We start from the raw sequence: 18,159 nt of genomic DNA, 5'->3' as shown, positions 1-18,159 counted from the left end.
AGAAATCTAAGCAAAACCAGCGTCGAAATGGCGTTGATAAGCAGCCCACCCAAAATATCTGTCAATCCATACCATCCCATACCATCAGCATGCTTCGCCGTTTTACTCCATTTCGACCCCAAGATAGTCAGCGGCGCTCCCGAGCTGCTCGGTCGAGAGAAAAGACAATCCATAAAATAGGTCCTGGGCGTTGGCATTATCGCATTTCCACTTACATTGCACGATACCAAGCTCCGAAATAGATTGTTTTTTTCACAATGCCGGCATAATATTTACATACCGAGCTAAAGCTAATTGATTATAGAAGAGCGGAAGGTGGTGACTATCGCGATTGGCGGTTACGACGTACTGACGTATTCTGTATTGCCCCTAAAACTTAGGGCCCCTTGCAGTAGCAAAACCACATCATTTTTCTCTTACACATCCCTACGCAACGTGCAAAACAATACATAAATCGATTAGAAGGCTAACTTCCTTTCCCCTCCGAAGCTGTATTTTACAAATACATCGCCAATATCCAACCGGTCAACACTGCCCTCACGAGATCGAAAAAAATAGTCTTCAGAAGACTAAAATACTCGATGCAGCCAATAGAAAAACCAGACAATTAAGAACACCTAAATTAACAAAACAGCCAGGGGAGTAATTAATCATCTCTCCCTTTAACAGCGCCGATAAATCGCACCAAAAAAAACACGTGAGCCATGAAATATAATTTACACACATCCGTCTAGAACCCAAAGTAAAAACTCTAATGAAATAGCATATGAATATGACATATGTAGAGTTTACGCCAGAAAGCATGTGACACATACCATCTGGATCTTACCCATCTAACTTTTCGGATACTTAGCTCCAACCAACTGTTAGACACCAATAAAGTTTTCAACAACGAAACATCAGTCCAAAAAAAACATCAATGCACACATTACAAAATCGATATTGAGAGCTTTCAGACTACAAAAGAATCCCAATACCGAGTCCTGTAATAAAAAATTCATTACGACGCGCGAGGAGAAGGTTTGCTCCGTCTCGATTTCAGGATAAAAACTCGTCCCAACGCAATAGCAGTACCCAATAATCCGCCTAAAATAACACCCAATATCACCACAAGAGCTTTTTTAGGTTTAATTGGAGTCGTAGGTTGATCGACGATGCCATCCTGTCGATACACCGTGACGTTATACTCCCCAGTCTCCAAGCCTTTATAAAAATCATACGAATTTTGCATGCTTCTCAACGTTGGAATAAATGGGTCATTCGACTCCCTACTTTCGAGATTTTTCAATTCGGCCTCAAGCACCTTGCTACCACGCAGATAGGCATCATTACCCACCATATTACCGGCCAGCCCAGCCGAGCCTTCACCAGTAAAGACAAGAGATTTTTCCAATCCGCTAGCTCTTGCAACTGCCAAAGCTTCCCGTACCTGGCGGATCGTATCCTCTCGAACTTTTTTGGCTGACTCGCGAATAGAATCTATCTGCAACTGTTGGTTACGAGCTAAAACTGAAGCTTCTTTAGTTGCGCTGCTAATCACTTCACGCTGTGCACGCTGTCCTGCCTGCTCAACATACTGGCTCACCCAATTAGCTACTGTCGCAGGGTCTTTTCCTCGAATTGAAACCACCCAACGCGCGCCTATATCTTTATCCACAGGCGAAATCACGACATCCCTGGAAAATCTCTCGTACTGTTCAACGTTTCGACTAGAGGCAGGCTCAAAATTATTTTCAAAAAAAGTTCGACGCAACGATTCAGACTGAAGATTTCGCAGGAACACTTTGTATACGTCATCAACTGTAAATGGACTTAAAGCAGAACTTCGATCGCGCCCATAATTTAAGTTAGCTATATTCTCAAGAGTCGGTGGAGATATGTAATATTTAGCCTCGTATATCGACGGCGAGAAAAAGGCATACACCCCGGCAACAAAAGTAGCAATTAGTGTTACGGCTAAAATAATTATTTTCTGCCGCCAGAGATCATTGAAAAATTCCAGAAAGTCAAAATCTTCTGGAAAAATAACAGCGTTATTATTGCTTTGCATATTGCTATTTGCCCTTCAGTTAAACCATCGCCATCAATCGCCATCGATCCGTTTTGTATCAGCCCCCAGCCCTCTAATTCACTGACGAGTCGAACAAGCACACTACTAAACACAACAACGTTGACCTCGAAGATATTCGCTAAATGATGTCTCCCCGCCTCGAATAAAATTCGGAGATTCCAAAAACCGGTTCGATATCAGTAGATATTTACTTCTAGCTGGCATTGGTACGACGACGCCTATGATGACGTTGCCATACAACCAACATGCCCATCGCCGGCCCGACAATCAGGCCAAGCAGCAAGGCCCCCAGCAACAACACCGAAATTGGTAATTGGGGAAGTATATAGCCCAGAAACACCAATGCAACAACCTGCTGGTTTTCCAGAATGAATAGCAGGATGAAGGCCACCAGGGCCAACAGCAACAGAGCCAGCAGCAGGCGACTGAATCTACGCACGCCCTTCACCTCGATGTTCTCCTTCAAACTCGTCCTCTTCCTCATTCACCCGATCCCGCAATTCTTTTCCCGGCTTGAAATGTGGAACAAACTTGCCGTCAAGGCTAACCGACTGTCCAGTTTTCGGATTGCGACCGACACGTGGCGCTCTGTAGTGCAAGGAGAAGCTGCCAAAGCCACGAATCTCGATACGATCCCCGGTGGCCAGACACTGGGACATTTGCTCAAGCATGGTCTTGATGGCCAACTCCACATCCTTGGATGAGAGCAGCCCTTGATGGGTGACAATTCGTTCGATCAACTCCGACTTCGTCATATTTTTCCCTTCTTTTTCAAGCAGCTAGATCAGCGCTCCCAAGGTTTTAGCACGCCAGAATGAATTTGAACAGCCCGACTTTTACCTTGCCGACACCTGAACTGGAATGCGCGATTCTAAGGCAGCACTGGACGTATCGGACGTCATGCATTCATCGACAGATCACCAGCATCGTGCGCGTAGAATATCCCGCGGGATTGAATCCAAAGGGGAATTCATCCTCTTCCTTGGCGTCATCGGACCTTGCAACAACCTTGTAGCCTGCCCTAGGGCACTCCTTTGTCGCACGCTTGTAGCACCGCTCCCACTTCGAGCCGAGCCCCGAACAATCGACTTCGATGCCGCTGACACCACGCACGGCGTGAGTCTTGGCATTAGTAGTGCAACCCGCCAGTGTCAGTACAGCCATTACGACAATGAGCTTGTTCATTCACTTCCTTATGCCAGGCAACATGCCCGACGTCACCCTCTTCTGCTACAGACTAGCTGCAAATAAGAGCTTGATCCGCCTAAAGAAAGAGACACCTGTGCGCGCCCTTGGTTTCATCTCCCGCATTGGCCTCCAATCACACCAAATTCCAGACACAAAAAAGGGCGACCGAAGTCGCCCTTTTTACAGAAAATCAGAACTTAGTTCTGTTTTTCCATTTGTGCACGCAACAGGTCGCCCAGAGTGGTAGGACCAGCAGCGACGTCAGCAGCAGGCTTGTCTTTCAAGCTCTGGATTGCTTCTTTCTCGTCTTCAACGTCTTTCGACTTGATCGACAGCTGGATTACACGGCTCTTACGGTCAACGCTGATGATCTTGGCTTCTACTTCTTCGCCTTCTTTCAGAACGTTGCGCGCGTCCTCAACGCGGTCACGGCTGATTTCGGAGGCTTTCAGAGTCGCTTCGATATCGTCGGCCAGAGTGATGATGGCGCCTTTGGCGTCAACTTCTTTCACGATGCCTTTAACGATTGCGCCTTTGTCGTTCTCTTGAACGTACTCGGAGAACGGATCGCTTTCCAGTTGCTTGATACCCAGGGAGATGCGCTCGCGCTCTGGGTCAACCGACAGGATAACGGTGTCCAGCTCGTCGCCCTTCTTGAAGCGGCGAACGGCTTCTTCGCCCACTTCGTTCCAGGAGATGTCGGACAGGTGAACCAGACCGTCGATGCCGCCGTCCAGACCAATGAAGATACCGAAATCGGTGATCGACTTGATGGTGCCGGAGATTTTATCGCCCTTGTTGAACTGGCCAGAGAAGTCTTCCCATGGGTTGGACTTGCACTGCTTGATGCCGAGGGAGATACGACGACGCTCTTCGTCGATGTCCAGAACCATGACTTCCACTTCGTCGCCGACTTGTACGACTTTCGAAGGGTGGATGTTCTTGTTGGTCCAGTCCATTTCGGAAACGTGTACCAGACCTTCAACGCCTTCTTCCAGCTCAGCGAAGCAGCCGTAGTCGGTCAGGTTGGTTACACGAGCGGTAACGCGAGTGCTTTCTGGGTAACGGGCTTTGATAGCAACCCATGGATCTTCGCCCAGTTGCTTCAGGCCCAGGGAAACACGATTGCGTTCGCGATCGTACTTCAGAACCTTGACATCGATCTCGTCGCCAACGTTGACGATTTCGGAAGGATGCTTGATACGCTTCCAGGCCATGTCGGTAATGTGCAGCAGGCCATCGACGCCACCCAGATCGACGAATGCGCCGTAATCGGTGAGGTTCTTGACGATACCTTTGACTTGCTGGCCTTCCTGCAGGGATTCCAGCAGAGCTTCGCGCTCGGCGGAGTTCTCGGCTTCCAGGACGCTACGACGGGAAACGACAACGTTGTTGCGCTTCTGGTCCAGCTTGATGACCTTGAATTCCAGCTCTTTGCCTTCCAGGTGCGTGGTGTCGCGCACTGGACGAACGTCAACCAGGGAACCTGGCAGGAACGCACGGATGCCGTTAACGTCGACAGTGAAGCCGCCTTTAACCTTACCGTTGATAACGCCCTTGACCACTTCCTCAGCTGCGAAGGCTGCTTCCAGAACAATCCAGCATTCAGCGCGCTTGGCTTTTTCACGGGACAGCTTGGTTTCACCGAAGCCGTCTTCAACCGAGTCCAGAGCAACGTGAACTTCGTCACCGACGTTGATGTTCAGTTCGCCAGCGTCGTTGTAGAACTGCTCAAGCGGGATGAGTGCTTCAGACTTCAGGCCAGCGTGAACGGTTACCCAGCGAGCCTGGTAATCGATATCAACGATAACACCGGTGATGATGGAGCCTGCCTGAAGGTTCAGGGTTTTTAGGCTTTCTTCAAAGAGTTCCGCAAAGCTTTCGCTCATTTTAATTCCTGTTGATGAGGGCGAAGAATACGCCCATCTCCACACCCCAGACGGTGTGGGTTAGTTTCAAATAAAAGAAGCGCCGCAGGACTATGACTGGTCCCCCGCGACCCTCTTGGTCACCCGGCGATATCGCGAATGGCGATCTCGCTCATGATGCGTGCAAGCACCTGATCGATGGATAATTCCGTGGAATCCAGCTGTATGGCGTCAGCCGCCGGCTTGAGCGGGGCTACCGCTCGCTGGGTGTCGCGCTCATCGCGCGCACGTATCTCATCTAGCAGACTCGACAGACTAACACCCTCGACCTTGCCCTTCAACTGCAAATATCGACGACGGGCCCGTTCCTCGGCACTGGCCGTCAGGAAAATCTTCAGCGGTGCGCCAGGAAAAACCACGGTGCCCATGTCGCGACCATCGGCCACCAGGCCTGGCGCTTCCTGGAATGCGCGCTGGCGTTGCAGCAGCGCCTCACGCACAGCCGGCAGCGCAGCCACCTGGGAAGCACCGGAGCCGACACTTTCGGTGCGGATGACATCACTGACTTCATCGCCTTCCAGGATGATGCGCTGCAGCTGACCGTCGGTCGCCGCAATGAATTGCACATCCAGATGAGCGGCGAGTTTCTTCAGCAGCTCTTCATTGGTCAGGTCGACACCATGGTTATGCGCAGCGAACGCCAGCAGTCGGTACAAGGCACCGGAATCCAGCAGGTTCCAGCCCAGGCGCTTGGCCAGTATCCCGGCTACCGTGCCCTTGCCCGAGCCGCTTGGCCCATCAATGGTGATGACCGGTGCAATGTTGTTCACGACTCAGCCTCTTGGGCAACACGGATACCAACCTGGGCACACAGCGCCAGGAAGTTGGGGAACGACGTCGCGACGTTGGCGCAATCATGGATGCGAATCGGTGCACTTGCGCGCAGCGAAGCGACGCTGAATGCCATGGCGATGCGGTGGTCGCCGTGACCGTGCACTTCGCCACCGCCAATCTGGCCGCCGTCGATGATGATGCCATCCGGAGTCGGCTCGCACTTGACGCCCAACGCCAGCAGGCCGTCCGCCATGACCTGAATGCGGTCGGATTCTTTCACCCGCAACTCTTCGGCGCCGGTCAGCACGGTACGCCCTTGCGCACAGGCGGCAGCGACGAACAGCACCGGGAACTCATCGATAGCCAGTGGGACCAGCTCTTCAGGAATCTCGATACCTTTGAGTTTAGCTGCACGTACGCGCAGGTCAGCTACTGGCTCGCCACCCACTTCACGCTGGTTTTCCAGAGTGATGTCGGCGCCCATCAGACGCAGAATGTCGATGACACCGGTACGGGTCGGGTTGATGCCGACGTGCTCGAGCACCAGTTCCGAACCTTCGGCGATCGATGCCGCCACCAGGAAGAACGCCGACGACGAGATATCGCCCGGCACTTCAATGTGGGTCGCCGTCAGCTTGTTGCCGGACTCGACCGAAGCGGTTGCGCCATCAATGCTGACCGGGTAGCCGAAACCGCGCAGCATGCGCTCGGTATGGTCACGGGTCGGAGCCGGCTCGGTAACGGTAGTCTTGCCCTCGGCATACAGACCCGCCAGCAGCAGGCAGGACTTCACCTGAGCGCTGGCCATCGGCATGGTGTAGGTCAGGCCCTTGAGCTTGTTGCCACCGCGAATGATCATCGGCGGACGGCCTTCAGCGGCGGTCTCGATCACCGCACCCATTTCCCGCAGCGGGTTGGCCACGCGATTCATCGGGCGCTTGGACAACGACGCGTCACCGGTCAGGGTGCTGTCGAAGTCCTGCGCAGCCAGCAAGCCGGACAGCAGGCGCATGGAAGTACCGGAGTTACCCAGGTAGATCGGGCCCGGCGCAGGCTTGAGGCCATGCAGGCCGACGCCATGGATGGTCACGCGACCATGGTGCGGGCCTTCAATGACCACGCCCATGTCGCGGAACGCCTGGAGGGTCGCCAGGGCATCTTCACCCTCAAGGAAGCCTTCGACCTCGGTGACGCCTTCGGCCAGGGAGCCGAGCATGATCGAGCGGTGGGAAATCGATTTGTCACCTGGTACGCGAATCCGACCGGACAGGCGGCCACCAGGTTGAGCCAGGAAAATCAGATCGTTGGAATTCATAGCGTCCACATAGGCCCTGCGGGCCAGGATTTTACTGAAATGCTCGCGGGCAACCCGGGCGCGAGTGAAAACGCCCAACAATTGGTGCCCATCCCCTGCATCGACCGCGTCGCGCAAGGCGTCGAGGTCGCTGCGAAATGTATCGAGTGTGCGCAGGACAGCTTCGCGGTTGGCGAGAAAGATGTCGTGCCACATCACCGGGTCGCTTCCGGCGATTCTTGTGAAATCACGGAAGCCGCCCGCAGCGTAACGGAAGATCTCAAGGTTTTCATTGCGCTTGGCCAGCGAATCGACCAGCCCGAACGCCAACAGATGCGGCAGGTGGCTGGTCGCCGCCAACACTTCATCATGACGCTCGACCTGCATGTGCTCGACATCGGCGCCCAATTCACGCCACAAACGGTCGACCACGCTCAAGGCGGCAGGTTCGGTCTGATCCAGCGGCGTCAGGATAACTTTATGGCGGCGGAACAACTCGGAATTCGAGGCTTCCACCCCACTCTGCTCGGACCCGGCAATCGGATGCCCCGGCACGAAACGCGGCGGCATGCCACCGAACGCTTCGGCAGCGGCGCGCACCACATTGCCCTTGGCACTACCAACGTCGGTCAGAATCGCCTGCCCCAAATCCATGGCGGCCAAGCGACCAAGGAGCTTTTCCATGGCCAGGATCGGGACGGCCAGTTGAATCACGTCAGCGCCCTGGCATGCAGCAGCCAGATCCTCTTCACAGCGATCCACCACCCCCAACTCGACCGCAAGCTTGCGCGATTGCGGGTCGAGATCGACCCCGACCACTTCACGGCACAGACCGCTTTCGCGCAAACCCTTGGCAAACGAACCGCCGATCAACCCGAGACCGACCACCACCAGGCGACCGATCACAGGTTCAGCAGATTGCAGCGCAGTAACATCAACCACGAGCCAGAACCTTGCTCAGCGCTTCCAGGAAGCGGCTGTTCTCTGCCGGCAGGCCAATGGTGACGCGCAGGTGGTTCGGCATGCCGTAGTTGGCCACCGGACGCACAATCACGCCTTCGCGCAGCAAGCCCTGGAACACCGGCGCCGCGACCTGACCGAGATCGACGCAAATGAAGTTGCCTTTGGACGGGATCCAGCTCAACCCCAGCTCACGAAAACCGGCTTCCAGTTGCTGCATGCCGGACTCGTTCAGCTGGCGGCTTTGCGCCAGATACTCTTGATCCTTCAGCGCCGCACAAGCCGCAGCCAACGCCAGGCTGTTGACGTTGAACGGCTGACGCACGCGGTTCAGCACATCCGCCACGACCGCGGTGGAAAGACCATAGCCGACACGCAGCGCCGCCAGGCCATAGGCCTTGGAAAAGGTGCGCGAAACCAGCAGGTTCGGATAGGCCGCGAGGAAGTCCAGGCCGTCCGGAAGATCGCTGCCTTCGGCGTACTCTATGTAGGCCTCGTCCAGCACTACCAATACGTGCTCCGGCACGTCCTGCAGAAATTCGTCCAGTGCTTCGGTATCGAACCAGGTCCCGGTCGGGTTATTAGGATTGGCGATGAACACTACGCGGGTGTTGGCATCGATGGCGGCGAGCATCGCCGGCAGGTCATGCCCCCATTCCTTGGCCGGAACGACCTTGGCTTGAGCGCCGACCGCCTGAGTGGCGATCGGATACACCGCAAACGCATGCTCGCTGAAGACCGCATTCAGACCCGGCGCCAGGTACGCGCGCGCGACCAGTTCCAGAATGTCGTTGGAGCCGTTGCCCAGGGTCACCTGGTTCAGCTCGACACGGCACTGCTCGGCCAACAGGGACTTGAGCGCGAAACCGTTGCCGTCCGGATAGCGGGTCAGCTCGGCCAACGCGTCACGGATCGCCGCCAGCGCCTTGGGGCTGGCACCCAGCGGGTTTTCGTTGCTCGCCAGCTTGACGATGCTGGCTGGATCGAGATCCAGCTCACGGGCCAGTTCGTCCACGGGCTTGCCCGGAACGTAAGGCGAAAGTTGTTGCACGCCCGGCTGTGCCAGAGCGAGGAAGTTGCCACTCATTTGCTACCGCCCCTTAGAGAACTGCTTTCGGGTAGGAACCCAGCACCTTGAGTGCCACTGCTTCCTGACTGATTTTTTCCAGCACACCCTTGATCAACGGATCGCGGTGGTGACCGACGAAGTCGATGAAGAACACGTAGGTCCATTTACCACTGCGCGAAGGACGGGTTTCGATCCGCGTCAGGTCGATGCCATTGTCGTGGAACGGCACCAGCAACTCGTGAAGCGCGCCCGGCTTGTTGCTCATCGAGACGATGATCGACGTCTTGTCGTCGCCGGTCGGCGGTACTTCCTGATTGCCGATCATCAGGAAACGCGTGGAGTTATCCGGACGATCCTCGATTTTTTCGGCCAATCGCGTCAGCCCATACAGGCTGGCCGCCATATCGCCAGCGATCGCTGCCGAGTTCCACTCGCCCTTGACCCGCTTGGCCGCTTCAGCGTTGCTTGACACCGCCACGCGCTCGACATTCGGGTAATGCGCGTCCAGCCACTTGCGGCACTGGGCCAGGGACTGGGCATGGGAGTAGATACGGCTGATGCTGTCGGTCTTGGTGTTTTCACCGACCAGCAGGTGATGGTGAATGCGCAACTCGACTTCGCCGCAGATCACCATGTCGTGCTCAAGGAAACTGTCGAGGGTGTGGTTGACCGCGCCTTCGGTGGAGTTTTCCACCGGGACCACGCCAAAGTTCACCGCACCGGCCGCCACTTCACGGAACACTTCGTCGATCGCCGCCATCGGCTTGCTGATCACCGCGTGGCCAAAGTGCTTCATGGCCGCCGCCTGGGTGAAGGTGCCTTCAGGGCCGAGATAAGCCACTTTCAGCGGCTGCTCCAGCGCCAGGCAAGAAGACATGATTTCACGGAACAGCCGCGCCATCTCTTCGTTGCCCAGGGGCCCCTGGTTACGCTCCATGACTCGCTTGAGCACCTGAGCTTCACGCTCAGGTCGATAGAACACCGGCACTTCGCCTTCGGCCAGCGAGGCCATCTTTACCCGCGCGACTTCCTGGGCGCAACGCGCACGCTCACTGATCAGCTCCAGGACTTTGGTGTCCAGGGCATCAATGCGAACGCGCAGTGCCTTGAGTTCTTGCTCAGACATTAGCCATGTTCCTTCTCGAACTCTGCCATGTAGCCCACCAGCGCATTGACCGCGTTGAGGTCGACGGCGTTATAGATGGAAGCGCGCATGCCACCCACGGAACGGTGACCCTTGAGGTTCAGCAAGCCACGCTCGTCGGCGCCAGCCAGGAACGGCTTGTCGAGACGGTCATCAGCCAGACGAAACGGTACGTTCATCCACGAGCGGTCCGACTTGTTGATCGGATTACTGTACAGGCCGCTGGCGTCGATGAAGCCGTACAGCGTGCGCTGTTTCACTTCATTGAGCTTGCCGATGGCCTCGACGCCGCCCTGCTCCTTGAGCCATTCGAACACCAGGCCGGACAAGTACCAGGCGAGAGTCGGCGGGGTGTTGTACATCGAGCCGTTGTCGGCCGCGACCTTGTAGTCGAGCATGGTCGGGCACAGGGAGCGAGCGTTACCCAGCAGGTCTTCGCGAACGATGTTAACCACGATGCCGCTCGGGCCGATGTTCTTCTGCGCGCCGGCGTAGATCATGCCAAAGCGCGAAACATCCACCGGACGCGAGAGGATGTCAGAAGACATGTCGGCCACCAGCGGCACATCACCTGTTTCCGGGATCCACTGGAATTCCAGGCCGCCGATGGTTTCGTTCGGCGCGTAGTGCACGTAGGCCGCGTCTTTGGACAACTGCCACTCGTTCTGACCTGGAATGGCGAAATAATCATACGGCTTGGCGGTGGCGGCAACGTTGACGCGACCATAGCGCGAAGCTTCTTCAATGGCTTTCTGCGACCAGATACCGGTGTCGATATAGTCGGCAGTACCGCTTTCCGGCAACAGGTTCAGCGGGATCTGAGCGAATTGCTGACTAGCGCCGCCTTGCAGGAACAGCACTTTATAGTTCGACGGGATATTCAGCAGATCACGCAGGTCCTGCTCGGCCTTGGTGGCGATGGACACGAACTCATCACTTCGATGGCTCATTTCCATGACCGACAGGCCCTTGCCGTGCCAGTCGAGAAGTTCACCCTGGGCGCGCTGCAGGACAGCTTCAGGAAGCGCCGCAGGACCGGCACAGAAGTTATAGGCTCTCTTGCTCACATCCAATCTCGCTCTGATTTGGTGGTATCACGCATTACATCATCAGCCGACACGAATCGAATGCGGGAGCGGACTTGCCTGTGGCGAGGGGGCTTGCCCCCGTTGGGGTGCGAAGCGCCCCGGGAAACCAGTCACCGCAGCCTCGCATGAGACGACAGTGATCGGCTTACGATTGCTGCGCAATCGAACGGGGGCAAACCCCCTCGCCACAAAAGCCCGGCACCCACAAGGGATCATAGGCGTCGACATTTCATACCGGACAAACAACAAGGGGGCGAATTTTCATCCGCCCCCTGCTTTCCTGCTTATTCCTGCGGTTCTTCGTCAGCAGCGGCGTCGAGTTGCTGGTCCTGGGCAACATCGTCGATCACGACCTCACCGCCGAACACTGCACCCTCTTCACCTTCAAGCTCTTCACCCTCGACTTCCGACGGCTCCTGGACCCGCTCCAGACCGACCAGCGTCTCGTCGTTGGCCAGTTTGATCAGGGTCACGCCCTGGGTATTACGACCCAGACTCGACACTTCGTCGACACGGGTACGCACCAGGGTGCCCTGGTCGGAAATCAGCATGATCTCCTCGCCATCGAGCACCTGGACAGCGCCGACCAGACGGCCGTTACGCTCGTTGCTGACCATGGCGATAACGCCCTGGCCGCCACGCTTGTACTCAGGGAACTCGGTGATCGCCGTACGCTTGCCGTAACCACGGGCCGAAGCCGTGAGGATCTGGCTGCCTTCTTCCGGAATCAGCATCGAAATCAGCTTCTGCCCTTCCGGCAGACGCATGCCGCGAACACCGCGGGCGGTACGGCCCATGGCACGGACGTCGGATTCCTTGAAGCGCGTTACCTTGCCGCCGTCGGAGAACAGCATGACTTCACGCTCGCCATCGGTGATGGCAGCAGAAATCAGCACGTCGCCTTCGTCCAGCTCCAGCGCGATCAGACCGACGCTGCGTTGACGACTGAAGGATTCCAGCGGGGTCTTCTTGACGGTGCCGTTGGCGGTGGCCATGAAGATGAAATGACCTTCGGTGTATTCCTCGACCGGCAGCATGGTGGTGATGTATTCACCGTCATCCAGCGGCAGCAGGTTGACCAGCGGACGACCACGGGCAGCGCGGGACGCTTCAGGGATTTCATAGGTTTTGAGCCAGTACACCTTGCCCTTGCTGGAGAACAGCAGCAGCGTGGTGTGGCTGTTGGCTACCAGCAGGTGAGCGATGTAGTCCTCGTCCTTGACGCCGGTCGCCGACTTGCCTTTACCGCCACGACGCTGGGCCTGGTACGCAGCCAATGGCTGGGTCTTGGCGTAGCCACCGTGGGAAATGGTCACGACGCGCTCTTCTTCCGGGATCATGTCACCCAGGGTCAGGTCGAGACGGGCATCAAGGATTTCGGTGCGGCGCACGTCGCCGTATTCGGCGCGGATCACTTCCAGCTCTTCGCGGATCACTTCCATCAGGCGCGTGGCGCTGTTGAGGATGCGAATCAGCTCGCCGATCTGGTTGAGGATCTCTTGATACTCGGCCAGCAGCTTTTCGTGTTCCAGGCCGGTCAGGCGGTGCAGACGCAATTCCAGAATGGCTTGCGCCTGCTCCGGCGACAGGAAGTACTTGCCTTCGCGCAGGCCGTACTGCGGATCGAGGTTTTCCGGACGGCACGAATCGGCGCCGGCGCGCTCCACCATCGCCACCACGGCCGAGGATTCCCAAGGGGTGCTGACCAGCGCTTCCTTGGCTTCCGAAGGGGTTGGCGATGCCTTGATCAGGGCGATGACCGGGTCGATGTTCGACAGGGCTACTGCTTGACCTTCAAGAATGTGACCACGCTCGCGCGCCTTGCGCAGTTCGAACACGGTACGACGGGTAACCACTTCGCGACGGTGACGCACGAAGGCTTCCAGCAGGTCCTTGAGGTTCAGGATGCGTGGACGGCCATCGATCAGCGCAACGATGTTGATACCGAATACCGCTTGCAGCTGGGTCTGGGCGTAGAGGTTGTTGAGGATGACCTCAGGCACTTCGCCGCGACGCAGCTCGATCACGACGCGCATACCGTCCTTGTCGGACTCGTCACGCAATTCGGTGATGCCTTCGAGTTTCTTCTCTTTCACCAGCTCGGCGATCTTTTCGATCAGACGCGCCTTGTTGAGCTGGTAAGGGAGCTCGGTGATGACGATCTGCTGGCGACCACCGACCTTGTCGATGTCTTCGATCATCGAGCGGGCGCGCATGTAAATGCGTCCGCGACCGGTGCGGTAGGCTTCGATGATGCCGGCGCGACCGTTGATGATCGCAGCGGTCGGGAAGTCCGGACCGGGAATGTATTGCATCAGCTCGTCGACAGTCAGCTCAGGGTTGTCGATGAGTGCCAGGCAACCATCGATGACTTCACCGAGGTTGTGTGGCGGGATGTTGGTCGCCATGCCCACGGCGATACCGCTGGAGCCGTTGACCAGCAGGTTGGGAATACGGGTCGGCATGACCGCCGGGATCATTTCGGTGCCGTCGTAGTTCGGCACCCAGTCCACGGTTTCTTTATGCAGGTCGGCCAGCAGTTCGTGCGCCAGCTTGGTCATGCGCACTTCGGTGTATCGCATGGCTGCGGCGTTGTCGCCGTCCACGGAACCGAAGTTGCCCTGACCGTCTACCAGCAGGTAGCGCAGGGAAAATGGCTGCGCCATCCGAACGATGGTGTCGTACACCGCGGTATCACCGTGCGGGTGATACTTACCGATCACGTCGCCGACAACACGGGCAGATTTCTTGTACGGCTTGTTGAAGTCGTTGCCCAGCTCGCTCATCGCGAACAGCACGCGCCGGTGCACGGGCTTCAAGCCATCGCGCGCATCCGGCAGTGCCCGCCCGACGATTACGCTCATCGCGTAGTCGAGATAGGACTGCTTCAGCTCGTCTTCGATATTGACCGGGAGGATTTCTTTGGCCAGTTCGCCCATGAGAAGCCTGATTCCTTTTTCTGGTGAAACTTCGTCACATCCATATGGGACGAACGAAGCTCGCCGATGCAGGCTAAGTGCCATGCACCGACTTACGACAAATCAACGAGTTATGCCAAGGATCTGCGCAGTAAAGGTTGCCCCATAGGACAACCCTGGAAACCGCCGGATGTTATCACAAGAGCCGCCACGCACCTATCCCCCAGATGCGCATGGAGCATAGTAAGTTGACCGGTGACAGGCTTGACGGGGATCAGAGGGGCTTAGAGCTGCTGCGAATGCCGAATTCGGAGCAGAATTACGGATGTTTATTGACTTTCAGCCCCTGATAGCCAGCAGCCTGGCTCCCACATTTGATCCGCGGTGACCACAAACCCTGTGGGAGCCAGCCTGCTGGCGATGGCGTCCTTTCGAACGCCACGGCCAATCAATGCAGACGCTTGCGGCACATCAACTGCGCCATCTTCGCCGTATCCGGACGCTCGACTATGCCTTTCTCCGTAACGATGGCATCGATCAAGTCCGCCGGAGTCACGTCAAATACCGGATTGAACGCATCGACATCAGCACCGACACGCTTGCCGCCGACTTCCAGCAGCTCGCGCCCGTCTCGCTCTTCGATCGGAATGTCGTCACCGCTGGCCAGGTTCATGTCGATGGTCGAACTTGGTGCCACCACCATGAAACGCACACCATGGTGCATGGCATTGACGGCCAGCTGATAGGTGCCGATCTTGTTGGCCACATCGCCATTGGCGGTTATCCGGTCAGCGCCGACGATGACCCAGGTGATGCCCTTGGTCTTCATGATGTGCGCTGCGGCGGAGTCGGCATTGAGGGTCACGGGAATGCCTTCGTTAGCCAATTCCCACGCCGTCAATCGCGAACCTTGCAGCCAGGGACGGGTTTCGTCGGCATAAACGCGCTCGACCATGCCCTCGATGAACGCACCGCGTATCACTCCGAGTGCCGTGCCGAAACCACCGGTGGCCAGCGCGCCGGTATTGCAATGGGTCAGGAATGCCTGGGCATTGCCCTGATGCTTGCGGATCAAGTCCACGCCCAACTGCGCCATGGTCAGGTTGGCTTCGCGATCACTTTCGTGAATGGCGACGGCCTCCGCCTCAAGCGCCGCCAGCGGATCTGCATCCTCCTTCAGGCGATCCAGGCGGTCGCGCATGCGACTCAAGGCCCAGAAAAGGTTCACAGCCGTTGGACGGGAGTCGGCCAGCAATGCGTAATCCTCTTCCCACGCAGCCTGCCAGTCACCGCCCTCGGCAATCCGCGCGCGAGCCGACAGCACCATGGCATACGCGGCACTGATGCCAATGGCCGGCGCACCGCGCACCACCATCGAGCGAATGGCCTCGGCCACACCGGCTGCGTCGGTGTAGGCAATCCAGGTTTCCTCGAAAGGCAAAATACGCTGATCCAGCAGATAAAGAGCGCCGTCACGCCAATCGATGGCCTTCACTTTCTCTGCAGCCAACAGTCGATCGCGCATCCCTCACCCCGTACTCAGTAACAAAAGCCGCCGATTATAGCGATCCCCCCGCGAAGACGCTCGGGTATACTTCGCCATCCTTTACAAAAGCACTGGAACCAACCCTCGATGCCGAACACTGCCGCTGCGCTCGACTTGTTATTGCTGCCGACCTGGCTGGTACCCGTCGAACCCGCTGGTGTCGTCCTCAAGGAACATGGCGTAGGCATCCGTGATGGGCGCGTTGTGTTTATCGGACCACGTTCCGCTGCACTGAAGCTCAATGCAACCGAAATCCGCGAACTTCCCGATATGTTGCTCAGCCCCGGCCTGATCAATGCCCACGGGCATGCCGCGATGACGCTGTTCCGTGGCCTGGCCGATGACCTGCCGCTGATGACCTGGCTGGAGAACCACATCTGGCCGGCGGAAGCCAAATGGGTCGACGAGGCATTTGTGCGTGATGGCACGGACCTGGCCATCGCCGAACAGATAAAAGGTGGCATCACCTGCTTCTCTGACATGTACTTTTTCCCGAAAGTTGCCAGCGAACGCGTGCATAACAGCGGCATCCGCGCGCAAATCGCCATTCCGATCCTCGATTTCCCGATACCGGGAGCCAGCACGGCGGACGACGCCATTCGTCAGGGCGTCGAGCTGTTCGGCGATCTCAAGCACCACGAACGCATCAAAGTGACTTTCGGGCCTCACGCACCGTACACCGTAGGGGATGAGAACCTGGAAAAAATCCGGGTAATTGCCGAGGAACTGGATGCGTCGATCCACATGCACGTGCATGAAACCGCCTTTGAGGTGCAACAGTCAGTCGAACAGCGCGGCGAGCGCCCATTGGCCCGACTTGCCCGCCTCGGTTTGCTGGGGCCGCGCTTTCAGGCGGTTCACATGACCCAGATCAGCGAGGAAGACCTGACGCTGCTGGTCGAAAGCAACACCAATGTGATTCATTGCCCGGAGTCGAACCTGAAGCTGGCCAGTGGTTTCTGCCCGGTCGAACGTTTGTGGCAAGCCGGGGTAAACGTGGCTGTCGGCACCGACGGCGCGGCCAGCAACAACGATCTGGACCTGCTCGGCGAAACCCGCACCGCCGCCTTGCTGGCCAAAGCTGTCGCCGGCTCCGCCACTGCGCTGGATGCCCACCGCGCCTTGCGCATGGCCACCCTCAACGGCGCCCGCGCACTGGGCATGGAAGCCGAGGTCGGCTCGCTGGAGATCGGTAAAGCTGCCGACATGGTGGCATTCGACCTTTCCGGCCTGGCCCAGCAACCAGTCTATGACCCGGTTTCGCAGCTTATATATGCCTCTGGCCGGGACTGCGTGAAACACCTTTGGGTCGCTGGCAAGCAATTGCTCGACGACCGTCGCCTGACGCGGCTTGATGAAGAACAGCTCTGCGCCACCGCCAAGAGCTGGGGCCAGCGCATCAGCGGTCGTACCGAATCGTAAGCACCCGACCTCAACATCGGGGCAACAGGATTTTTCAAGTTTTTCGAGGATTTAAACCATGAGCAACGTCGACTACGCCGAAATCGCCAAATTCGAGGCCCTGGCTCATCGCTGGTGGGACCGTGAAAGCGAATTCAAACCACTGCACGACATCAACCCGCTGCGGGTGAACTGGATTGACGAGCGGGTCAACCTGGCCGGCAAGAAAGTTCTCGACGTCGGTTGCGGTGGCGGCATTCTCAGCGAAGCCATGGCCCAGCGCGGCGCAACGGTAACCGGCATCGACATGGGCGAAGCACCCCTGGCGGTCGCGCAACTGCATCAGCTGGAGTCGGGCGTCAACGTCGAGTACAGGCAGATCACCGCCGAAGCCCTGGCCGAAGAAATGCCCGAGCAGTTCGACGTGGTCACCTGCCTGGAAATGCTCGAGCACGTACCGGACCCGTCCTCGGTCATTCGTGCCTGCTTCCGCATGGTCAAGCCCGGCGGCCAGGTGTTCTTCTCCACCATCAACCGCAACCCGAAAGCGTATCTGTTCGCCATTGTCGGCGCCGAATACATCATGAAGCTGCTGCCACGCGGCACCCACGACTTCAAGAAATTCATTCGTCCTTCCGAGCTCGGCGCCTGGAGTCGCATGGCCGGCCTGACTGTCAAGGACATCATCGGCCTGACTTACAACCCGCTGACCAAGCACTACAAACTGGCATCCGACGTGGACGTCAATTACATGATCCAGACCCTGCGCGAGGAGTAA

General features: G+C 57.2%; 14 protein-coding genes. 2 read left to right on the top strand and 12 right to left on the bottom strand.

Annotated features, from left to right (window positions below):
* Positions 1-1,000 precede the first annotated feature (1,000 nt).
* The 12 genes from ASE98_RS25680 to mtnA all read right to left on the bottom strand — a co-directional run bounded on the left by ASE98_RS25680 (position 1,001) and on the right by mtnA (position 15,959).
* The gene (locus ASE98_RS25680; protein WP_082457505.1) at positions 1,001-2,050 is read right to left on the bottom strand and encodes an LPS O-antigen chain length determinant protein WzzB; all 1,050 of its coding nucleotides are present in this window, start codon (positions 2,048-2,050) and stop codon (positions 1,001-1,003) included.
* A 214-nt stretch (positions 2,051-2,264) separates the two neighbouring features.
* Positions 2,265-2,510 (bottom strand): lipopolysaccharide assembly protein LapA domain-containing protein, encoded by a 246-nt coding sequence (locus ASE98_RS08240; RefSeq protein ID WP_060540897.1) that lies wholly within the window; start codon positions 2,508-2,510, stop codon positions 2,265-2,267.
* Positions 2,503-2,826 carry an integration host factor subunit beta gene (ihfB, locus tag ASE98_RS08235; RefSeq protein WP_060540882.1) on the bottom strand — a complete coding sequence of 108 codons (324 nt, stop codon included), beginning with the start codon at positions 2,824-2,826 and terminating at the stop codon, positions 2,503-2,505. Before ihfB ends, ASE98_RS08240 begins: the two co-directional genes overlap by 8 nt.
* 151 nt (positions 2,827-2,977) lie before the next feature.
* The gene (locus ASE98_RS08230) at positions 2,978-3,256 is read right to left on the bottom strand and encodes a hypothetical protein (RefSeq protein ID WP_060540881.1); all 279 of its coding nucleotides are present in this window, start codon (positions 3,254-3,256) and stop codon (positions 2,978-2,980) included.
* A gap of 200 nt (positions 3,257-3,456) precedes the next feature.
* Positions 3,457-5,148: a 30S ribosomal protein S1 gene (gene rpsA / locus ASE98_RS08225; protein WP_046031753.1), complete on the bottom strand. Its 1,692-nt coding sequence runs from the start codon at positions 5,146-5,148 to the stop codon at positions 3,457-3,459.
* 119 nt (positions 5,149-5,267) lie between these two features.
* Entirely contained in the window at positions 5,268-5,957 is a 690-nt protein-coding gene (cmk, locus tag ASE98_RS08220) for a (d)CMP kinase (protein WP_060540880.1), read from the bottom strand.
* Complete coding sequence (locus tag ASE98_RS08215; protein WP_060540896.1) at positions 5,954-8,161, bottom strand: bifunctional prephenate dehydrogenase/3-phosphoshikimate 1-carboxyvinyltransferase; 2,208 nt, start codon at positions 8,159-8,161, stop codon at positions 5,954-5,956. Before ASE98_RS08215 ends, cmk begins: the two co-directional genes overlap by 4 nt.
* A 28-nt stretch (positions 8,162-8,189) precedes the next feature.
* Positions 8,190-9,302 carry a histidinol-phosphate transaminase gene (hisC, locus tag ASE98_RS08210; RefSeq protein WP_060540879.1) on the bottom strand — a complete coding sequence of 371 codons (1,113 nt, stop codon included), beginning with the start codon at positions 9,300-9,302 and terminating at the stop codon, positions 8,190-8,192.
* 13 nt (positions 9,303-9,315) lie between these two features.
* Complete coding sequence (pheA, locus tag ASE98_RS08205) at positions 9,316-10,410, bottom strand: prephenate dehydratase (RefSeq protein WP_060540878.1); 1,095 nt, start codon at positions 10,408-10,410, stop codon at positions 9,316-9,318.
* The gene (gene serC, locus ASE98_RS08200; RefSeq protein WP_060540877.1) at positions 10,410-11,495 is read right to left on the bottom strand and encodes a 3-phosphoserine/phosphohydroxythreonine transaminase; all 1,086 of its coding nucleotides are present in this window, start codon (positions 11,493-11,495) and stop codon (positions 10,410-10,412) included. Before serC ends, pheA begins: the two co-directional genes overlap by 1 nt.
* A gap of 305 nt (positions 11,496-11,800) precedes the next feature.
* Complete coding sequence (gene gyrA / locus ASE98_RS08195; RefSeq protein WP_060540876.1) at positions 11,801-14,455, bottom strand: DNA gyrase subunit A; 2,655 nt, start codon at positions 14,453-14,455, stop codon at positions 11,801-11,803.
* Between the two features lie 427 nt (positions 14,456-14,882).
* A complete protein-coding gene (gene mtnA, locus ASE98_RS08190; protein WP_060540875.1) occupies positions 14,883-15,959 on the bottom strand; it encodes an S-methyl-5-thioribose-1-phosphate isomerase in 1,077 nt (358 codons plus the stop codon).
* Positions 15,960-16,067: 108 nt separating this feature from the next.
* Between mtnA and ASE98_RS08185 the strand changes: the two genes are divergently transcribed.
* Together ASE98_RS08185 and ubiG are read left to right on the top strand one after the other, a co-directional pair.
* The gene (locus ASE98_RS08185; RefSeq protein WP_060540874.1) at positions 16,068-17,402 is read left to right on the top strand and encodes a TRZ/ATZ family hydrolase; all 1,335 of its coding nucleotides are present in this window, start codon (positions 16,068-16,070) and stop codon (positions 17,400-17,402) included.
* Between the two features lie 58 nt (positions 17,403-17,460).
* A complete protein-coding gene (gene ubiG, locus ASE98_RS08180; RefSeq protein ID WP_008065228.1) occupies positions 17,461-18,159 on the top strand; it encodes a bifunctional 2-polyprenyl-6-hydroxyphenol methylase/3-demethylubiquinol 3-O-methyltransferase UbiG in 699 nt (232 codons plus the stop codon).

The sequence above is a fragment of the Pseudomonas sp. Leaf48 genome, from assembly GCF_001421885.1.
Lineage (GTDB): Bacteria > Pseudomonadota > Gammaproteobacteria > Pseudomonadales > Pseudomonadaceae > Aquipseudomonas.
Note: the sequence above shows the minus strand (reverse complement) of the source record. Positions and strands in the feature narration are given on the sequence as shown.

Excerpts from the sequence above, each read along its gene's own strand:
- ihfB (WP_060540882.1), bottom strand. The coding sequence starts at position 2,826 with ATGACGAAGTCGGAGTTGATCGAACGAATTGTCACCCATCAAGGGCTG.
- ASE98_RS08185 (WP_060540874.1), top strand. The coding sequence starts at position 16,068 with ATGCCGAACACTGCCGCTGCGCTCGACTTGTTATTGCTGCCGACCTGG.
- hisC (WP_060540879.1), bottom strand. The coding sequence starts at position 9,302 with ATGAGTGGCAACTTCCTCGCTCTGGCACAGCCGGGCGTGCAACAACTT.
- ubiG (WP_008065228.1), top strand. The coding sequence starts at position 17,461 with ATGAGCAACGTCGACTACGCCGAAATCGCCAAATTCGAGGCCCTGGCT.
- rpsA (WP_046031753.1), bottom strand. The coding sequence starts at position 5,148 with ATGAGCGAAAGCTTTGCGGAACTCTTTGAAGAAAGCCTAAAAACCCTG.
- gyrA (WP_060540876.1), bottom strand. The coding sequence starts at position 14,455 with ATGGGCGAACTGGCCAAAGAAATCCTCCCGGTCAATATCGAAGACGAG.
- pheA (WP_060540878.1), bottom strand. The coding sequence starts at position 10,410 with ATGTCTGAGCAAGAACTCAAGGCACTGCGCGTTCGCATTGATGCCCTG.
- ASE98_RS25680 (WP_082457505.1), bottom strand. The coding sequence starts at position 2,050 with ATGCAAAGCAATAATAACGCTGTTATTTTTCCAGAAGATTTTGACTTT.
- mtnA (WP_060540875.1), bottom strand. The coding sequence starts at position 15,959 with ATGCGCGATCGACTGTTGGCTGCAGAGAAAGTGAAGGCCATCGATTGG.
- ASE98_RS08230 (WP_060540881.1), bottom strand. The coding sequence starts at position 3,256 with ATGAACAAGCTCATTGTCGTAATGGCTGTACTGACACTGGCGGGTTGC.